The following is a 16,078-nucleotide window of genomic DNA, read 5'->3' as shown; positions in this document are numbered from 1 at the left end:
ATCGGACGGAGAACGGCTTCAGGAAAGGACGGGCGGCGCGCGCGCAGACGCGGCGTTAAATGACTTCGAGCGGGCGGCGTCGACCGCGGCAACGGGCACCGCGCGCGTGACGCGCTCGACAGGCGTGACCGCATGCGCCGCCGCCAACGCGACCGGCAGATGATGCGCGAGCAGCCCGCAATACGCGCAGGCCTCGAAGTGGCCAGCGGCGTCGTGATGGCCCGCGTGCTCGTCGGCGTCCGCATGCACGGCATGGTGATCAGCGTGCTCGCCGCCGTGCGCGAGCAGTCCGGCGACCGTATCGACGGTACAGAGCGCGGCTTGGGGATCGAGCGCCGCGTTGCGCGCGGCGGTGCTCTGGCTGATGACCGGCGCGACAATGGCGAGCCACATGGCGGCGATGCCGAGCCATGCGACGAAGCGATTGCGCGCGTTGCGGGTCATTGAGGGGCGGGAAAGCGAAACGGAAGGATTGAGCGAGATTCTAGGCAGACGCCTGCCTCGCCGCAATGCCGAAGCACATATCGCCAGCATCGCGCGCCGCATGGCGCAGCGACCCATGCAATCGTCACGCAAATTCCCAGACATCGCCTGACGAATGCGTTAGAATGCCCGGCTTGGCACAGTGGACCAGTGCCGGACACGGGGTATGTCAAGTGCGGCAGGATCGAATCCGCTGCCTCGCAAAGCCCCCGTGCTGCGAGGATGGCGAAATTGGTAGACGCACCAGGTTTAGGTCCTGACGCCCGCAAGGGTGTGGGGGTTCGAGTCCCCCTCCTCGCACCACCAAAACGTAGCAAAATCAATCACTTACGGAAGCAAGGCTGTCATTTATTTGCCTGCATTTGCCTCTATTTGCCACCAGAAAGACAGCATTGCGCCAGCATCGACAAGCCGCCCATGAGGCGGCTTTTTTCATCGCACGCGCCGCGCGCGGATGAAGCCGTTCGCCGTCATCGTGCTGGTCGTGAACGCAGATGAGCCCACGAGATAAACCGTCGTCGTCGCGCTCACGCTGATGCGCTGCGTCGGCGCGGCGAGGCCTTGCGCCGACCCCGCCGGGAAGGCGCTCGACGCCGAGAACGTCTGAGTCCCGAGCGCGCCGAGCGTCGCCGACGTCGTGCTCGTGCCGCAGTTGAAAGCGGAAGGGACGGTCGTGCCGGCCGGGACGAAACTGATCGTGCCGGACACGTCCCAATCGCCCGCCGTCAGAGAGACCGACGTGATATTCGCCGCCGTCCCTGACGTGAGCGCGACGCCCGTCGCCGAATTGCTCACGTACTCGCCGACCGAGCCCGCTGCGGCGTTGTCGTTCGTGGCCGTGCCGACGATGTTCGGTTTCGTGATACTCGCGCCGGTCGGGATCGTGACGGTTCCGGTGAACGTCGGCGAGGAGAGCGGCGCCTTCAGCGCCAGATTCGTGATCGTCGCGTACGTGCTCGCGGCATTGGTCTGCGTGAGGTAGGTACTCGACGCGGTCGACTGGGTCAGGTACGTACTGGCCGCCGACGTGGTACTGAGCCCACCGAGATTGGCGAGCGCCGCGCTCGCGCTCGTCGCGCCCGTCCCGCCGTTGGCGATGCCGAGCGTACCCGTCACGCCAGAGAGCGCAACCGTCCCCCATGCCGGAGCGCTGGTCGGGCCGGTCGACAGAATCGCCTGCCCGGCAACCGAGCCGGCCGGGTTCAGCAATTGAACGGGCGTCGTCGTCGCGCCGAACGCGATCGATGCGATTGCGGCGAGCGCCGCAGCGAATAGCTTTTTCATCTCTTGAGATCCACCGTAACAGGGGTTGTCGCAACGTTCGCGATTACCGCATCCTTCTGACGGCTTTCGCGAGACGATCCGAATTCGAAATTGAAGTAGTCTTTCAGGCACCCGCCGAAGATGCCCGCGATCGTGCTGATAATCCCGACGGCTTCGCCGGGCAGCTTGTCGCGGAAGAACGCGAGCGACAGCAGGCACGAGATCAGGCCGAGACAGACGAAGACGACGGCCGCATCAGCGCGCCAGTTCTCGCCGCGCGACGCGAGCGCAATGTCGCGCGCACGCGCGTCTGCCGTGTTCTGCGTGTCGAGCTTGTCGGAGTCGAGTTCCTGCTGCCCTTGCGCCAGGAGAAAGTCTTGCCGCTGCTTCTCCCATTGCATATCGAGCTGCTTCACAGCGATCTGCTGCTCGGGCGTCATGTTCTGCACCGCCGCGGCGAGTTCGTCGTCGGTCGCGTCCGACTTGCCGAGCAGCAGATTCGATAGCGCCGCGGTCGCGCCCATCGCGAGCGGCGCGAATGGCCCCGTCACCAGCCCGGCGATCGTCGGCGCCACGCCCGCAATTAGCTTTTTCCAGTCCATCACGCTGCCACCCCTAAGGCCCGGTTGAGTTGCCACCCGTATTCGAAGACTTCCTGAGACGGATTCTTCTCGGCGATCTCGATGTAGCGCGCCGACTGAAGCGCGGCGATCATGCCGAGCAGCACGCGCCGGCCGTCGTTGCCGCGTTGCTCGATGAACGCCTTCAGCGCGGCGATCGTCATCGCCCCGACGCCGCCGTCGACGACGAGATCAGGGAACGCCTTTCCCTGCTGGTTCAGGACGTTCAGCGCGCGCTGCATGAACTGCACGCCGGTCGCCGGCCCCATGTTCACGCCGATATCGAGCAGCTTCTCAGCGATGTCGCCGTCGACCGTCTGGATCTGGTCGAGGCGCGGCTGCGTCCAGTAGCGCGCGCGGTAGATCGCGATCGCCGTGTCGCGCGTCATCTGCGCCATTGGCCCGGCATAGCCGAACGCGCGCGCGGTCGCGGCCGTGATCCCCCACATGGTTTCGCCGCCCTTGTCCGCGGGGTTGTTCGAGTAGCCGCCCTCTCGGCCGATGACCTTGTCGATGTAGTCGGTCGCGTTCATGGACTCACAGCCGCCCAAGCAGCAAGAGAACGACGACGATCAGCAGCAGGAGCCCGAGGCCGCCCGCGGGATAGAAGCCCCACCCCGACGAATAGGGCCAGCTCGGCAATGCGCCGACGAGCAAAAGGACGAGGACGATACAAAGAATGGTTCCGAGCATGATGCCTCCTTACTTGCGGTTGCCGATCCACGGCTGCGCGGGGCGCGCGGGTTGAACTGCGTTGTCGAGCTTCCTGTCGACGGCCTTCGCCGTACTTGCCGCCTCTGCGGCGGTCGCGGTCGCGACGTTGATCTTCTGTTCGACGACCTCGCTTTTCTTCGCTGCCGCCGATGCTGCCGCCGCCGCGTCGCGCGCCTGCTTGATGATCGTGTTCTGCCGCGCGTCGTTGATCTTTGCGCGGTCGCCGAGAAAGCGAAGCGTGTACGCGGCGAGCTCGTGCGTCTCTTCCATCTGTGCGCGAATGTCGGCGAGCGCCTGCGTGCCCTGCTGATTCAACCGCTGAAGCCCGGCGATCTCGCCGAAGAACTCGCGTTCGCATGCCTTGCGCTCGTCGGCGCGCACGACGGGAAATCGGGCGATCAGCGTCGCGCGCTCCTCCGCGTCTGCGCGCTGCTGCCACTGCGCACCGATGAAGCCCGCCACCGATGCGAGCAGAAGCACCATGACGATGAGCTTTACGGGTTTCCACCAAGGTTTAAGTCGTGCCAAGATCGCGCTCCAATTCGACTATTCGGTCTTCCAGGGCCGCGCTTCTTCGCTTCTCCTTGTCGAGCGCGTCTTCGGCCGCGCGCCTGAGCGTGCGCTCCGCTTCGAACTCCGCCTCTCGTTCGTCCAATTTCTTTTCCAGCAAGTCGATGCGCGTCGACTGGCGCTGCATCTCTTCCTTCAGGTTTCGAATCGCGGCCGACTCTGACTGGTCGGCTTTCCAATCCTTGCGCCGTTCTCGGACCTCTTGCCAGAGCATGCGCAGCCCGATGCCGCCGAGCGTCGCGCAGCCTGTGATCTGAGCCCAATCCGGCAGCGCCATTTCAGTAGACGCCGCGTACGCGCACGTCGCAAACGACGGTCGTGGAGTTGGGATTGACGATCGTGCATCCGGTCGCCGTTCGGGAACTCAGCCACATCGGCGCCGTCATCGGAGCGCCAGGGGAAACCGGGACAAGGGAGACGATCGGAACCTTCGGGAACGGAAAATCGTAGGTGATCGTGTAATTGCCATTGGCCGGCAGCGACGCGCTGTACAGCTGGTCGCGCGAATTCTGTTCGAGCGTGCCGGTCGGCAACGTGCCTTGCGTGATGATGTCGTTCGTCGGGTTCGGCGTGCCGAACATGTTCACGTTCGCATTGTTGTAATGCAGAACGCGAATTCGGTTTTGCCCGGCGTCCTGCGGCGTGAACACGATATTGCCGCCGTCCTGCGCGATCATCTGAATCTCGATGTCGTTGTTATGGACGGAGTCGCCGCTAACCGTGCTGAATTGCAGGCCGACGCACGCGGGCCGCCCGGCCGGCGCACCTTCGAGCGTGCCGCGCAGTTTGTTGAGACTGCAATTCGGGCCACCGAGCAGGATGTTCGTCCCGTTCCATGCGGCATAGAAGCGCGTCGACGGGTCGAACTTCCAGCCGTTCGACATGAGCGCGAGATTCGCGACGCCGCCGCCTTCGATGTTCGAGCCGCCGCACACTTCGCCGCTCGAACCGTACTCGCAATTCATCGAATAGCGCATGCGCAGGCGCCCGCTGCGCGTGGCCGGATGAACCATCACGCGCCGGCCGCTCGAATTCGGGCCGAACCGAAACCCGTCGTACGAGCTGTCGGCCTGCTGGCCGGCGTCGAGAACGTGAATGTCGAACGTGTGAATGTCGTGCGGGCCGTTATCCCAGAACCCGGTTTTCCCGACATAGTCGACCCACACGCTTCGAACGGTCGACTCCAAGAAATAGTCCGCGTAATTGATCGGGCTGTCGCCCTGAAACTCGGAGTGATAGCCGTGCTCGGCGCAGTTCTGGATATAGACGTTCTCGATCAGGAAATGGTCGCCGTAGAACTCCAGGCCGGAGCCGGCGCTGTTGGCGGTCCCGCCGTTCCAGTTCCCGTCGATGACGAAGTTCTTCAGCGTGAAAGCGTAGGGGAAGCCCGTCGCCGCAGCGCCCGTCTTGCCCCAGTTCGCCGCCGAATTGCTGCCGACGATAACCGTCTTGTTCGCGCCGAGGATCGAGCGGAAGACGGTATTCTTGCCGCGCCCCTCCCAATGCGAGAACGCATAGAAAACGAGTTGGCTCACGGCGAAAACGCCGTTTCCGAACTCGACGCGCCACGGCGGATTTTGCGCGCGCGCGAACGCGTCGGCCGCCATGATCGCCGCCGTGTCGTCATGCACGCCGTCACCCTTCGCGCCGAACTGCGGATCGCGCGGATCGACCACGCCATACGTCCGGTTGTACAGGCGCGAGCCCTGATTAATCATCGCGTCGAGAATGCTTTCGAGCGACGGCGAATAGATCGAGAGCGTCGTGCCGCCCTTCACATAGACGCGCTGCACGCCGACCGGGATCGGACTCGCGAACGTGAGCGTCTTGCCGACCAGCGACGCGATCTGATCGCCGCCCTGGTAGACGCCGTCGAAGTGAACGCTCAGATTGTCGACCGACGAGTACGCGCGCGAGAGCAGAAGGGACGAGTCGACGCCCGGCGCGAAGTCGATGCCCGCGACGAAGCCCGGTTTCCCATCGCCGCCGATCTCGTCTTTCATATCGCCCGCGCCGACCGACGCCGTGATCGGCAGAGCCGTCAGCGCGCCCGACGGCGTAAAGCCGATCAGCGTGTTCGCGCGGTCGTCGGAGAGCGGCAGCTCGCCACTCGCGACACCCTCAGAAACCGGAAAATGAACGCTGCGCGCCGCGATCTCGTTCAGTTGCTGGATCAGGATCGTCGCGCGGTCGAGCGCGTCTTCGATGACTTCAGGATAGAAGCCGCCCTGATTCGTGAGCCGCGTCGGCTGCGTGCATTCGATGTCGCCAATAATGACGAGCGAATTCGCCGCCGGCATTGCATTGCCGATCAGCGGATACGCGATCGAGCCGCCTGGCGACTCGGTCTGGTCGGAGTTGAGCGAGACGGAATAATCGGAGTCGAGCGTCAGGACACGGTCGCTGTCGGTCGTACCCGAAAGCACGACCTGAATATCCGACTTGTCGAACACCTTAAAGGTGAACGGGAAGATCGTCGTCGCCCCGTTGCCGGTGAATGGACCGGCGCGGCGGTTCTGGTCGAGGATAGTCAATTGCGGGCACTCCCTATCGAATGCCCGCAATTGTCAGCGCCTGCCTAGTTAGTAAGCGCACCTCATCGCGCAGGCTTCCCGACGACCAGCGCGGCCGCGCTCGCGTCCCCGTTCTGCCACGCGAGATAGCCCTCCGCGACGCGGTCGAGCAGGCCGGCGGGGTAATGCAGGATGTCGCCCGCGAGTTTGTTCGCCGCGCGCAGGCCTCCCTCTGTGACTTCCCTGCGCTCCCACATCTGCACTGCGTGCTTAGAGAATTGGCCGAAGTCCGCGATCGGTGTAAGCGGCGTCGGCCCGGTGTAGTCGAAGCCTTGCAGGACCCCCGACAACTCGCGAACGCCGACCATCATGCCGATCGTATTGCCGAGCAACTCCTGGAAATAGTCGCCGGCCATCTGCATTTGCCAATCGTCATTGCCGCCCTGATGCCCGCGCAGATTCGCGACGGCGGCGGTATAGAGCGACGGCAAGATGATCGCCATCGTGAACGCCGACGCGAGCCGCGCGACGCCGCCCTGCCCCTGCGCCTTCGCGAGCAGGTTATATTGAGCGTTCAGCGCCGAGTAAAACGTCGTGAACAGCTTCGCGAACTGGCCGCCGCGCATGATCTGCGGCTGATCGGCGATCAGGCCCGAGCCCTGCGAATCGCGCACGACCTGATCGGCATACGCGACCGCCTTCGCCTCGTCGCCCGCGAAGTCGTCGATACCCTTGCGGTACGCGCCGATCCACGCCGGCACGTCGACATGGCGCTGCGCGTATTCGATCATCCACAGGTAGCTATCCTTCACCGCCTCGATCACCGGCACGGTGCGCTGCGCCGCCGGCAATGCGCTGCTGATCGTCTCTATGATCGGATGCGAACCCGCGTCGATCTGGTTGCGCACCTCGCGAATGTCGCGGTTTAGCGTCTGCCCGCGCAGGCGCATGAAATCCGACTTCTCGTAGACCGAGCGCGTGACGCTTTCGCGCTGGAATGCCGAGCCCATGTATTCGATCAGGCCGCGCCGCATGTATCCCGCGCCGATCAGCGCCGCCGTCGGGCCGAAACCGCCGAACTGCTTAAGCGCGCTGATGACGTTGAAGCCGAGCCGCGAGACGATCGTGCCTTTGCGCAGGAACGCAAGCGCCGCATCCATCGCATGTTTCGATGCGACGTCGCCGATCGCGATCGCCTTCGCCGTCTCCTTCATCGTGGCGAGCACTTCGGGGCCGTAGTGCGCGCGCACCGCGTCGCCGAATCGGCCGCTGCCGAGCACGCGGTTCGTGTCGATCAGCCATTCGTGCCAGGCGAGATCGTGCAGTACCTCCTCGACGTGCTGCGTGACGACGCCGAGATCCTTGCGCACCGGGCGATTCACATCCTCGACACGCGCTTCGGTGAAGCCGCGGCGCGTCGTCGCGCGCGTGACAGCGCCGCCGAGCATCTGCTTAAGCGTCGCCGTTTCCTCGTGCTCCTCCGCGCGCGTCGAGCGCGTCGGATCGTACTTGATCGGGTAATAGCCGCCGCGCATCGTGTCGCCGTGCGGGTTGATGAATGCTTGCGCCTCGACCTTTTCCGGCCGCACGCCCGTCACGCGATACTGCTTTTCGGCGATCTCCGGCCAGTACGTGTCGATGTGGTCCCACACCTTTTGAACGAACTGCCAGTCGTCTTTCGAGAGCGTGCGCAGAATCGCCTGCACTTGCTCGGGGCTCCACTTGTCGCCGGTCAGAATCCGCCGCTGGTTCGTCTCGTTGCCCCAGTTCAGCGCGACCGCGAGCCGCCCCTCTTTCGAAAGACTGTCGTTGATCTCGGGAATGAACAGCTTCGCGCGCAGATCGCCCTTCTTTACGATCGGGTCGAAGATCTCGCGCAGCGCCTTCGTCGCCTCGCTGCGGCGCCGCGCCTCCCAGTCGCCGCGCTCATTCATCGGGCGAACGATCTTGTCCCACAGGAAGCCGCCGTCTTTGCCGTCCATCTGCTGCAAGAGGCTCGCGAGCGTGCGGTGATCCGCGAGGAACCGATTCGCCTTCGCCTTGATCTTGTCGCCGATCTGGTTCGATTCGATCTTGTCCGGAAGCGTCTTCTTCGCGTTCTCCTCGATCGTGCCGACGGCCTCCTCGACGAACGCATTGAATTCGCGCTTGTCGGCGAGCGTGAGCAGCTTCTGCTTGAGCCGCCCCAAGTGTTCGATGTTGCGCACCGAGTCGAGAAGCCCGCGCATCTCGTCGACGGTCATGTCCTTGTAAGACTTGCGATACGCCTCGTTGAGCAGAGATTCAGGGATGACCGGCATCAGACCTTCTTCGGTACGCGCCTCGACCCACTTCACCAGACTCTCGCGGCGCGCAATGTCCTTGCCGGTCGTCGACGCGCGCAGGTCGAACCGGTCGAGCAGCGACTCGATCTGGCTGCGATAGTCCGGATCCAGCGTCTTGCTCGGCGTGTCAAACTTGCGCAGGTACGCGACGCCCTTCGTGACTTCGGTCGCCGCCGCGCGCGCCGCGCGTTCGAGCTGGTTGTTCAATAGCTGATTGCGCTTCTGCGCCGCCGCCTCAGCAATGTCGCCCTTGCGCAGCGCCGCGTCGGCGAGCCTGCCGGCGCGAGCTTCGGCCGCGGCATACTTCGCCGCGCTGATCTCGCGCACCTTCTTGCCGGCAATCGTGTTCTCGGCGACCTCGCGCGCGGCGCGTTCCAGTTCGCGCACCGGGCCAGTCGCTTTCGCGAGCGCTTTCAGTTCGGTCGCGATAAAGCGCGCGCGCACCTCGTTATGGATCGCCTCGTTCGCGGCGCGATTCATCGCGGCGGTGTCGGTGATGTCGCCATACTTTTCGAGCATGCGCTGATCGGTCATGCCGCGGATCACGTCAATCGGCGGCTCGGCCTTCATCAGCGCCTCGACGAGCTCGCGACCGGACGAGAACCCGAACGTTTCGGCGAGAATGTCCGAATCGATGCCGTTTTTCTCACTGGTCATCCGGCGATCAGACAGCACGTGCCAGGGCGCATCCTTGCCCTCGCCGTACATGTTGCGCAGATCGTTCGTGTCGAGCTTGCCGTGATAGGTGTTCAGCAGGTCGAGCATTTGCGGCCGGGCGTCGTCCAGCATCTCGTACTGCTTTTGCCACGAGAAAATGTCTTCGCCGCGGCGCTGCGCGTCGAACTTCTCCTCGAACTCCGCGAGATCGTGCGCGTCGAGATAGTTGTCTTGAACCAGTCGCTCGGCCATCGCGTCGATCGACAGGCCGCCTTCCTTGCGCGCAACGGGTTTGCCGAAGACGCCAGAGTCGCGCACGTCTTTCGGGTCGACGCCCCACTTGCGCGCGATCTCGTCGCGGTTCAGGCCGCCATGTTTGGCGATCGCCTCGAACAGATTGTCGCGCGACGGGTCGACGATATCCGGGTTGCTCTTGGCCTTCGGCTCGGGCTGCGCCCGGCCCGCCTCGTCGCCCTTGAGCGTCAGGAACTGCCACGCCTGGTAGACGGGCTGCTTCATCACTTCGATCGTCGCGGCGCGCTTCTCGACCGCGCGCTTCGCGGCGACGTCCTGGCGGATAGCGCGCAGCGCCTTGATCTTCGTGTTCTCGGCGAAGCGCATGTCGCGCAGCGTGCGCGCGGTCAGTTCATCGGACGCGTCGAGCGTCGCCTCTTGGGCGAGCTTGTGATAATCGGCGAACTGCTCGGGCGTCATGCCCGCTTCTTCGGGCGTGGCGAACATCGGCATGTACGCGCGCTCGGCCTCCGCGCTGCGGATCGCATCGTTCGTCGCGAGCATGCGATCGAAGACGCCGCGCACTTCCGGCGAGAGCTGCACGTTCAGCGCCTTGAGCGACTGATAAACCGACACCATCCACGCGCGCACCTTCTGGAAGACGCTGCGCAATTCCGCGCTCGGCGCCTTGCCTTCGAACAGGTACGACTCGAAGCCGCGCGCGAACTTCTCGTGATACTCGCGTTTTTCTTCGAGCGACATCGTGCGCCACTCGTCCGGCTTAAGGCCGAACCAGTCCATGACGTGGCCGAAGTCTTTCGCCACTTCCGGCAGCGTGCCGTCGCCCGACAGATGCGCAAGCATCTCCAACTGAAAATGCCCGAGCTCGTGAACGAACGTCGACAGGTCGGCATTCTTCGTCAGGGTGATCGTGCTCGGCGCGCTGGTGATGTCGTCGGCGAACGATAGTTTGCCGCGCTCGCCCTGGTCGACGATGCGCAGATTGATGTTGTCCCGCGACTGTGCTAGATTCGAATCAGGCGACTCGGGGCTATGATCCGGTACGGGTTGCCCTGCCGGGGCTTCATGACGCTCACCCGGCAACGGTTCCGCCGGCCTTGTAACGCCCCGAGTCTGAGCGTCACTCTTCCCCTCCTGAAAATATTCGTTCCCCGGCAACGTGTGGTTGTAGTACAGCTTGCCATTGTTCCGCTCCTCCACCGTCGCACGCACCGTCACGCGCTTGCCGTCGAGTTCGACCGGCGCTTCGAGATAGTGATAACGCACGACGTCCGGCTTACGTGCCAGGTCTAGATTGTCCGCCGACCCCATCAGTCGGCCGTTCTGCAGGATATCGGGCAGCGCCGCGAACAGCCTCAGTTTGTCGGGGTTTGCGCTGCTCCACAGCGCCTTTTTCATTCCCCTCTTGTTCAGTTCGATGTCGCCGATTTCGCCGTTGTGCACCTTCGTGCCGGCAAGATTGCGCGTGTAGAAGTCGGCGGCCGCAGCGCGCAGCGCCTTGATGTCGGTGCCCTTCGGCGCGATCTCCTCGCCGTGAAGCGTCGAAACCGCGGGCCGAGAGTCCTGATGCAGAATATTCGGGTCGCGAGGATCGAACGTGCCACGGTTGCCGATCGCCGACTTGACCTGTTCGGGGTTGAAGACGACATATTCGAGCGAACGGCCTTCGCCGCGAATGAGCCCATCGTATCCCTGCGCGACCGCTTCGGCCGCCGACATTCCCTCAGGCGCCGGGCGCTCGATCTTAACGAATGACGGCATCACGTTCGCCGCACCATCGCGCATCTGCGCGTTTATGCGCGCGCGCCCCGCCGCGTAACGCGGGTCGGGCGTGAAGTAGATCCCGTTTTCATACGTCTCGCTCGGCTTGAATTCAGTGAAATCCGCGCCGGTTCCGTGGTAGAGCACGAGCGGCCGGCCTTCGCTGTCGACCGCCTTCGAATCGCCGAACCAGTTTTTGAACTCGGGCGTCTCGGTCGCCGCCTGATTCAGCGAATTCGCGCCCGTCACGTCGTCGGCCGCAATGCGCAGCGGATACCGCTGATACATCGCTTCTGGCGTCGTGCCGGCGCGCGCAGCGGCGGCCGTGTACGTGTCGCGCACGAGCGCGGCATACACCTTGTTCACGTCGGGCGTGAATCGGTTCGCCTCGCCGAGTTGGCGCAGCACGTCGTCATGCACAGCCTGCGACGACTGCGCGACCGCGTCATCATTGCCGCGGTCGGCGAGCGTCTGCTGCGCGGCGCGCGTGAACTGGTCGACGGCCGACTGATGGAATTCGCTCGCCTCCTGAAACGTCATCCCGTCCGGGTCGGTCTTCAGGTGCGGCATGAGTGCTTCTTGCGCCTTGCTGCCGGCGATGTGCGCGGCGAAGTCAGCGACCGGAATCGTCACGTCGCCGCCCATCGCCAGCGCCTCAGGGATCTGCTTCGCGACGTCCGGCATCGTGCGCTCGATGTCAGCCATCTTGATTCCAGACTGCGCGAGCGCGTTCGTCAGGGCGTTGCCGTCGACGTAGACGTTCTGCACCGGGCCATTCTCGTTCGCCTGCGCGACGAATTCGCGGAACGTGTCGGGATCGCGCGCGCGCAGCTTTGACTGCGCTGCGGCGTCCGCGAGATTCTGGAGGTTCGCGCCGTCGGCCGCGGCCGTCTCCGCGCGCGCCGCGTCGCGCAGCCATCCGCCCGTTGCCCGCCCCGCGCCGTGCATCGCGAAAATCGTGTTCAGACCGTAGTCGAAAATCTTCTGTGCGGTCGGCCGATTGTCGAGCGGGTTCGTGCCTTGGATCGCATCCATCAGCGTATTGACGCCGACGGCGCGCGCGAGCGTCTGGACAATCGTATTGTCGGGCAGCACGCGCCCGGCGCCGCCGAAGACCGCGCCCATCTCCGCGCCGTGCAATCCGGCCATGCCGAGCGTCGCGAGCGCCGCGCTCGGCGTGCTCTGGTCGAGCGCCTGACCGGTCGCCGTGATCGCGCTCGCGATACCGAGCGTCGTCGCCTGCGCGCCAACGTCGCGCGTGAGCCCTTTCGCGAACGACTCGCCCGCAACGTGCGCGACACCCGGCAGGCGTTCAGCGACCGCGCCCGCCACCTTCAGCGGCGCACCCGCGACGAAGCCGGCGAGATTGCCGACACCCGATGCGATGCCGCCCGCGGTCGTCTGCGCTTCACCGTTCGCGTCCGGCGCGAGCCCGGCGAGGAACGAGTTATAGAAGCCCTGCGCGAACTGCGTCGGCACTTCCGACATGCCGCCGACGGCGTTGCGCATGTCGCCCACCGGCACGCCATTGTCTTTCGCGTACTGCTGGATAAACGCCTGCGCACCGCCCGCGCCCTGCGCGTTGCCTTCGCCCGGCCCCATGCCGAAGAGATTGCGCGCCCAATCGACGATGCGCGTGCGGAACGGCAGCGGCGAATTGTCAGGCTGGAAGTATCCCGTCGTTCCTGGCGCGAGCGGAACCGTGTTCCCCGGCGGGCCGAGCGCGGTCGTCGAACGCTCGACATTCTGAAGCGCGTCGACGTCGTCATGCGCGACGTTCGCGTTCTGCTGCTTCTGGTAGAAGGCGGCCGTGCTCGGGAACTGCGTCGCCATGCGCTGGAAGTCGATGCCGCCGATCGCCGCCTGCTGCTTGACCTGATCCGGGAACTTGCGCGCGCTGTCGATCGGCACGCCCGTCTGCTTCGAAAGGCGCGAGATCTCTGCCTCGTAATCCGGGTTGGCGCCGAAGGCGATCGCGAGATTCGTCTGCGCGCCCTGCGCCGTGTTCTTCAGATAGCCGTCGACCGCCGCGCCCGTATCGACGGCAGGCGCGGCGACCGGTGCCGCCGGCGTGGCAGGCGCAGGAGCGGCGCGCGGCGCGAGCGGCGCGTCGGTGCTCGGCGCGGCGTCGGGCATGAACGGATTGTCTACGGTGCCAGTGGTCTTCGGAACGGTCAGGTCGGCCATTAATTACTCGACAGTTTTTGCGACATGGTCTTCATTGTCCAATACGCGCCGAGCAACTGGCCGGGCGTCGGATTAGGAACGCCGCGCTTCTGGAAGTCGGCTTTCAGCAGCGGCAGCACGTCGTCGGGGATCTGGTCTTTCGTCATCGACATCATGTTCACGGTCGTATCGGGACGATTGAACGACAGCGGACCGATGACGAGCTGATTGCGGAACGTGAGCGATTTCGCGAACAGGCTGTCGATATGCTCGGTGATCTCGGCCTCGCTGAACTTCTTGCCCGCCTCTTTCTGCGCGTCGAGGATCGAGTTCGTCACGAACTGGCGGATCGCGCCGACGCGCTCCGCGCCTTCGACGTCTTTGTTCAGGCCGGACATGCTCGGGTTCGGATTGATGCCGATCGACGTCAGGCGCTGCGTGAGCGTCTGGTTCATCGCGCCAGTGTTCAGGCTGTTCGGCGAGTTCGAGCCGGTGCCGTTGATGAGATCGGCGCGGATCTGCGACAGGTGTTTGAAATCGCCCTCGCTGAAGTTCGGCGCCTGCGTCTGCCACTGGTCCGGCGACATTTTCGCCATGATCTGGGGCGACGTAATGTACGTCTGATAGAGCGCCGTGTTCGTCGTGTTGACGCCCTCGTTCATCTGCTTGGCGAACATCATCACCTTCGGCAGATCGTCGGGGTTCACGCGCGCGAGATCGGCCGGCGATACGGCATTGATATTGCCGCGATTAGATGCCAGCGTTCGATAAACGCTCGCGAGATTCCCCTCGTCCTGCTGCTTGATCGCGGCGGTCTGTTCGTCGTACTGTTGCCCGGCGAGCGTCACCGCGTGCGCCATCCATTCGGGTTTTTGCTGAAGCACCGGATCGGCGCGCACGGCGTTGATGACGTCGAGCTTCGACGGGCGCTGTGCGCCGCCGTTGGTCTGCAGCTGCGCGACGTTCTTCTGCACGTACGCCTGCGTTTCCTTCGGCATGTACGTGAGCCAGTTACCCGGTGCGCCCGCGTCCTGCGCTTTCTGCATCGCGGCATCCAGCACGCCCGGGCCAGCGTTGTACGCCGCCCATGCCTTCGACGGGTCGCCGCCGTAGTGCGAGAGCATCGCCTGCAAATAGTCGCGCCCGACGCGCGCGCGCTCGGCGGGGCTGCTGTCCTGCGCCGGCCGCACGCCGAAGCCAGGATCGGCATTCGTCGACGGCATCACCTGCATGACGCCCTGCGCGCCCTTCGGCGACGTGACCGTCGAGCCGTCCGCGTTCGTCTCGTGACCGCCCGATTCGGATTGCGCCGTGATCGACACCATCCGATCGAATGGACTGTTCGACAGCGCAGGGCCGGCGCTCGACATGACGCGCGCGACAGCGTTCTGCGCCGCCTGCGCGCCGAGGAACGAGTTCATCTTGCCGTTGATCTTCAGCAGATCGTCGGCCGTAATATCCCTGCCGTACTTCTGGACGAGCCCGTTCGCGTAGGTAATCTGACCCTGCTGAAGCGCCGTGTCGACGGCGGCCGACAGCGCGTTACTCGTCATCGTGCGCTGGTTCGCCTCTATCTCGGTCGCGGCGCTGCCGTTGATCTGGCCGGCTTGATAGACCGCCGCCTTGATCGTCTTGAGATTGGCGTCGATCGCATCCGGGTCGTTATACGAAAGCCCGATCTGGTTCGTCGCGAGCTTGATGGTGCCGTCTTGCGTCGAGAGCGCGTACTGCTTGAACTGCTGCCCCTGCCATTGCGTGGCCGCGCCGTGAAACTGCGTCGCCATCTGCCCGGCTTGCTCCTGAAAAAGCCGCTGCTGGATAGGGTTCGCGAGTTGGCTGCTGATCTGCGACGCCGAATCGTTGAGCTTGCCGACATACTCGTCGGCGAGCGACATGCCGCTGTCGCGCTGAATCGCCTTCAGACCGGTTTGCGCCTGCACGCCGGTCTGCGGGTTGTACATGAGATCCTGCTGCGTCGTCTTGAGCTGGTTGAGCGCGTCATTCACTCGCGTCTGATTCGCGAGGTTCTGCGCATCGATCGCCATCTGCGACGCGGCGTTCGACGCCTGCCCGAGCGCATCGCCGAGTTGACCGACCTGCCGCGTGCCTTGCGTCATCAGGTCGGCGCTGGCCGACGATTGAACTGGCGTATCAGGTATTGGCGACGCCGTGACGCGCTGCGAGGGGTCGAGAGTCGGCACTACCGGCATTTATTGAACCCCCACGCGTTGCATGCGATACCAGTTCGAGGCGACGCTCGTCGCGCTCGTGAGAAGCGACGACGTGCCTGCGACGAGCGAACTGTTCGAGTCGGCCGCCGCGCGCAACTGGCCCGCGCGATCCGCATAGTTCTGCGATTGCGTCGTGTAGCCCATCGCCGCGTTCGCCGCGTTCGCGAGCGTCTGATTGACGTTCTGCTCGGTGATGTATTTCGTCGACGCCTGCACGTTCGCGGCCGTACCTGAATTGACGTCGACGCCATTCGCCGCTTGCGCCGCGCGCTGCGATGCGAGCGTCTGCGCGCCGCGCGTGTTGATGTTGTCGGCCTGCGTCTGTCCCGAGACGATCGAACTCGCCGCGGCGCGCTCGGCGATCAGCGCGTTCGTCGCTGCCGCGTCGGCCTGCAACTCGTCGGCCGAGCGGGTCGCATTCGCGCCAGCGAGCGTCGAGAACAGATTCAGCCCGCCCCCGGCGATGCCGAGCGCGAGCGTCGCGTTACCGGCCGTCATGACCGAAGGCGTCGGCGAGGAGC

Annotated in this window: 11 protein-coding genes and 1 tRNA gene; 1 reads left to right on the top strand and 11 read right to left on the bottom strand. The window is 64.6% G+C overall.

Features of this window, described 5'->3' with window-relative positions; genetic code table 11:
• Positions 1 to 18: 18 nt before the first annotated feature.
• A complete protein-coding gene (locus tag NCR35_RS08275; protein ID WP_250533991.1) occupies positions 19 to 444 on the bottom strand; it encodes a DUF2946 domain-containing protein in 426 nt (141 codons plus the stop codon).
• A gap of 255 nt (positions 445 to 699) precedes the next feature.
• Between NCR35_RS08275 and NCR35_RS08270 the strand changes: the two genes are divergently transcribed.
• Positions 700 to 786, top strand: a tRNA-Leu gene (locus NCR35_RS08270).
• Between the two features lie 129 nt (positions 787 to 915).
• Here NCR35_RS08270 and NCR35_RS08265 read toward each other — a convergent pair.
• The 10 genes from NCR35_RS08265 to NCR35_RS08220 form a co-directional block, all read right to left on the bottom strand.
• Complete coding sequence (locus tag NCR35_RS08265) at positions 916 to 1,767, bottom strand: hypothetical protein (protein WP_250533990.1); 852 nt, start codon at positions 1,765 to 1,767, stop codon at positions 916 to 918.
• A complete protein-coding gene (locus tag NCR35_RS08260; protein ID WP_250533989.1) occupies positions 1,764 to 2,348 on the bottom strand; it encodes a hypothetical protein in 585 nt (194 codons plus the stop codon). The genes NCR35_RS08265 and NCR35_RS08260 overlap by 4 nt, the downstream gene beginning before the upstream one ends.
• On the bottom strand, positions 2,348 to 2,899 hold the full coding sequence (locus tag NCR35_RS08255; protein WP_250533988.1) for a glycoside hydrolase family 108 protein: 552 nt from the start codon (positions 2,897 to 2,899) through the stop codon (positions 2,348 to 2,350). The genes NCR35_RS08260 and NCR35_RS08255 overlap by 1 nt, the downstream gene beginning before the upstream one ends.
• Positions 2,900 to 2,903: 4 nt before the next feature.
• Positions 2,904 to 3,059: a DUF3309 family protein gene (locus tag NCR35_RS08250; protein ID WP_284502914.1), complete on the bottom strand. Its 156-nt coding sequence runs from the start codon at positions 3,057 to 3,059 to the stop codon at positions 2,904 to 2,906.
• Positions 3,060 to 3,068: 9 nt separating this feature from the next.
• Positions 3,069 to 3,608 (bottom strand): hypothetical protein, encoded by a 540-nt coding sequence (locus NCR35_RS08245; RefSeq protein ID WP_250533987.1) that lies wholly within the window; start codon positions 3,606 to 3,608, stop codon positions 3,069 to 3,071.
• Positions 3,595 to 3,927 (bottom strand): hypothetical protein, encoded by a 333-nt coding sequence (locus NCR35_RS08240; protein WP_250533986.1) that lies wholly within the window; start codon positions 3,925 to 3,927, stop codon positions 3,595 to 3,597. Before NCR35_RS08240 ends, NCR35_RS08245 begins: the two co-directional genes overlap by 14 nt.
• 1 nt (position 3,928) lies before the next feature.
• Entirely contained in the window at positions 3,929 to 6,184 is a 2,256-nt protein-coding gene (locus tag NCR35_RS08235; protein WP_250533985.1) for a hypothetical protein, read from the bottom strand.
• A 62-nt stretch (positions 6,185 to 6,246) separates the two neighbouring features.
• The gene (locus NCR35_RS08230; protein ID WP_250533984.1) at positions 6,247 to 13,347 is read right to left on the bottom strand and encodes an LPD3 domain-containing protein; all 7,101 of its coding nucleotides are present in this window, start codon (positions 13,345 to 13,347) and stop codon (positions 6,247 to 6,249) included.
• A complete protein-coding gene (locus tag NCR35_RS08225; RefSeq protein ID WP_250533983.1) occupies positions 13,347 to 15,443 on the bottom strand; it encodes a transglycosylase SLT domain-containing protein in 2,097 nt (698 codons plus the stop codon). Before NCR35_RS08225 ends, NCR35_RS08230 begins: the two co-directional genes overlap by 1 nt.
• A 93-nt stretch (positions 15,444 to 15,536) precedes the next feature.
• Positions 15,537 to 16,055, bottom strand: coding sequence for a hypothetical protein (locus NCR35_RS08220; RefSeq protein ID WP_250533982.1), 519 nt, complete (start codon positions 16,053 to 16,055; stop codon positions 15,537 to 15,539).
• Positions 16,056 to 16,078: the final 23 nt, after the last annotated feature.

This window comes from Caballeronia sp. AZ10_KS36 (assembly GCF_023631105.1).
Taxonomy (GTDB): Bacteria; Pseudomonadota; Gammaproteobacteria; order Burkholderiales; family Burkholderiaceae; genus Caballeronia.
This window is presented reverse-complemented; position numbering and strand designations above follow the sequence as displayed.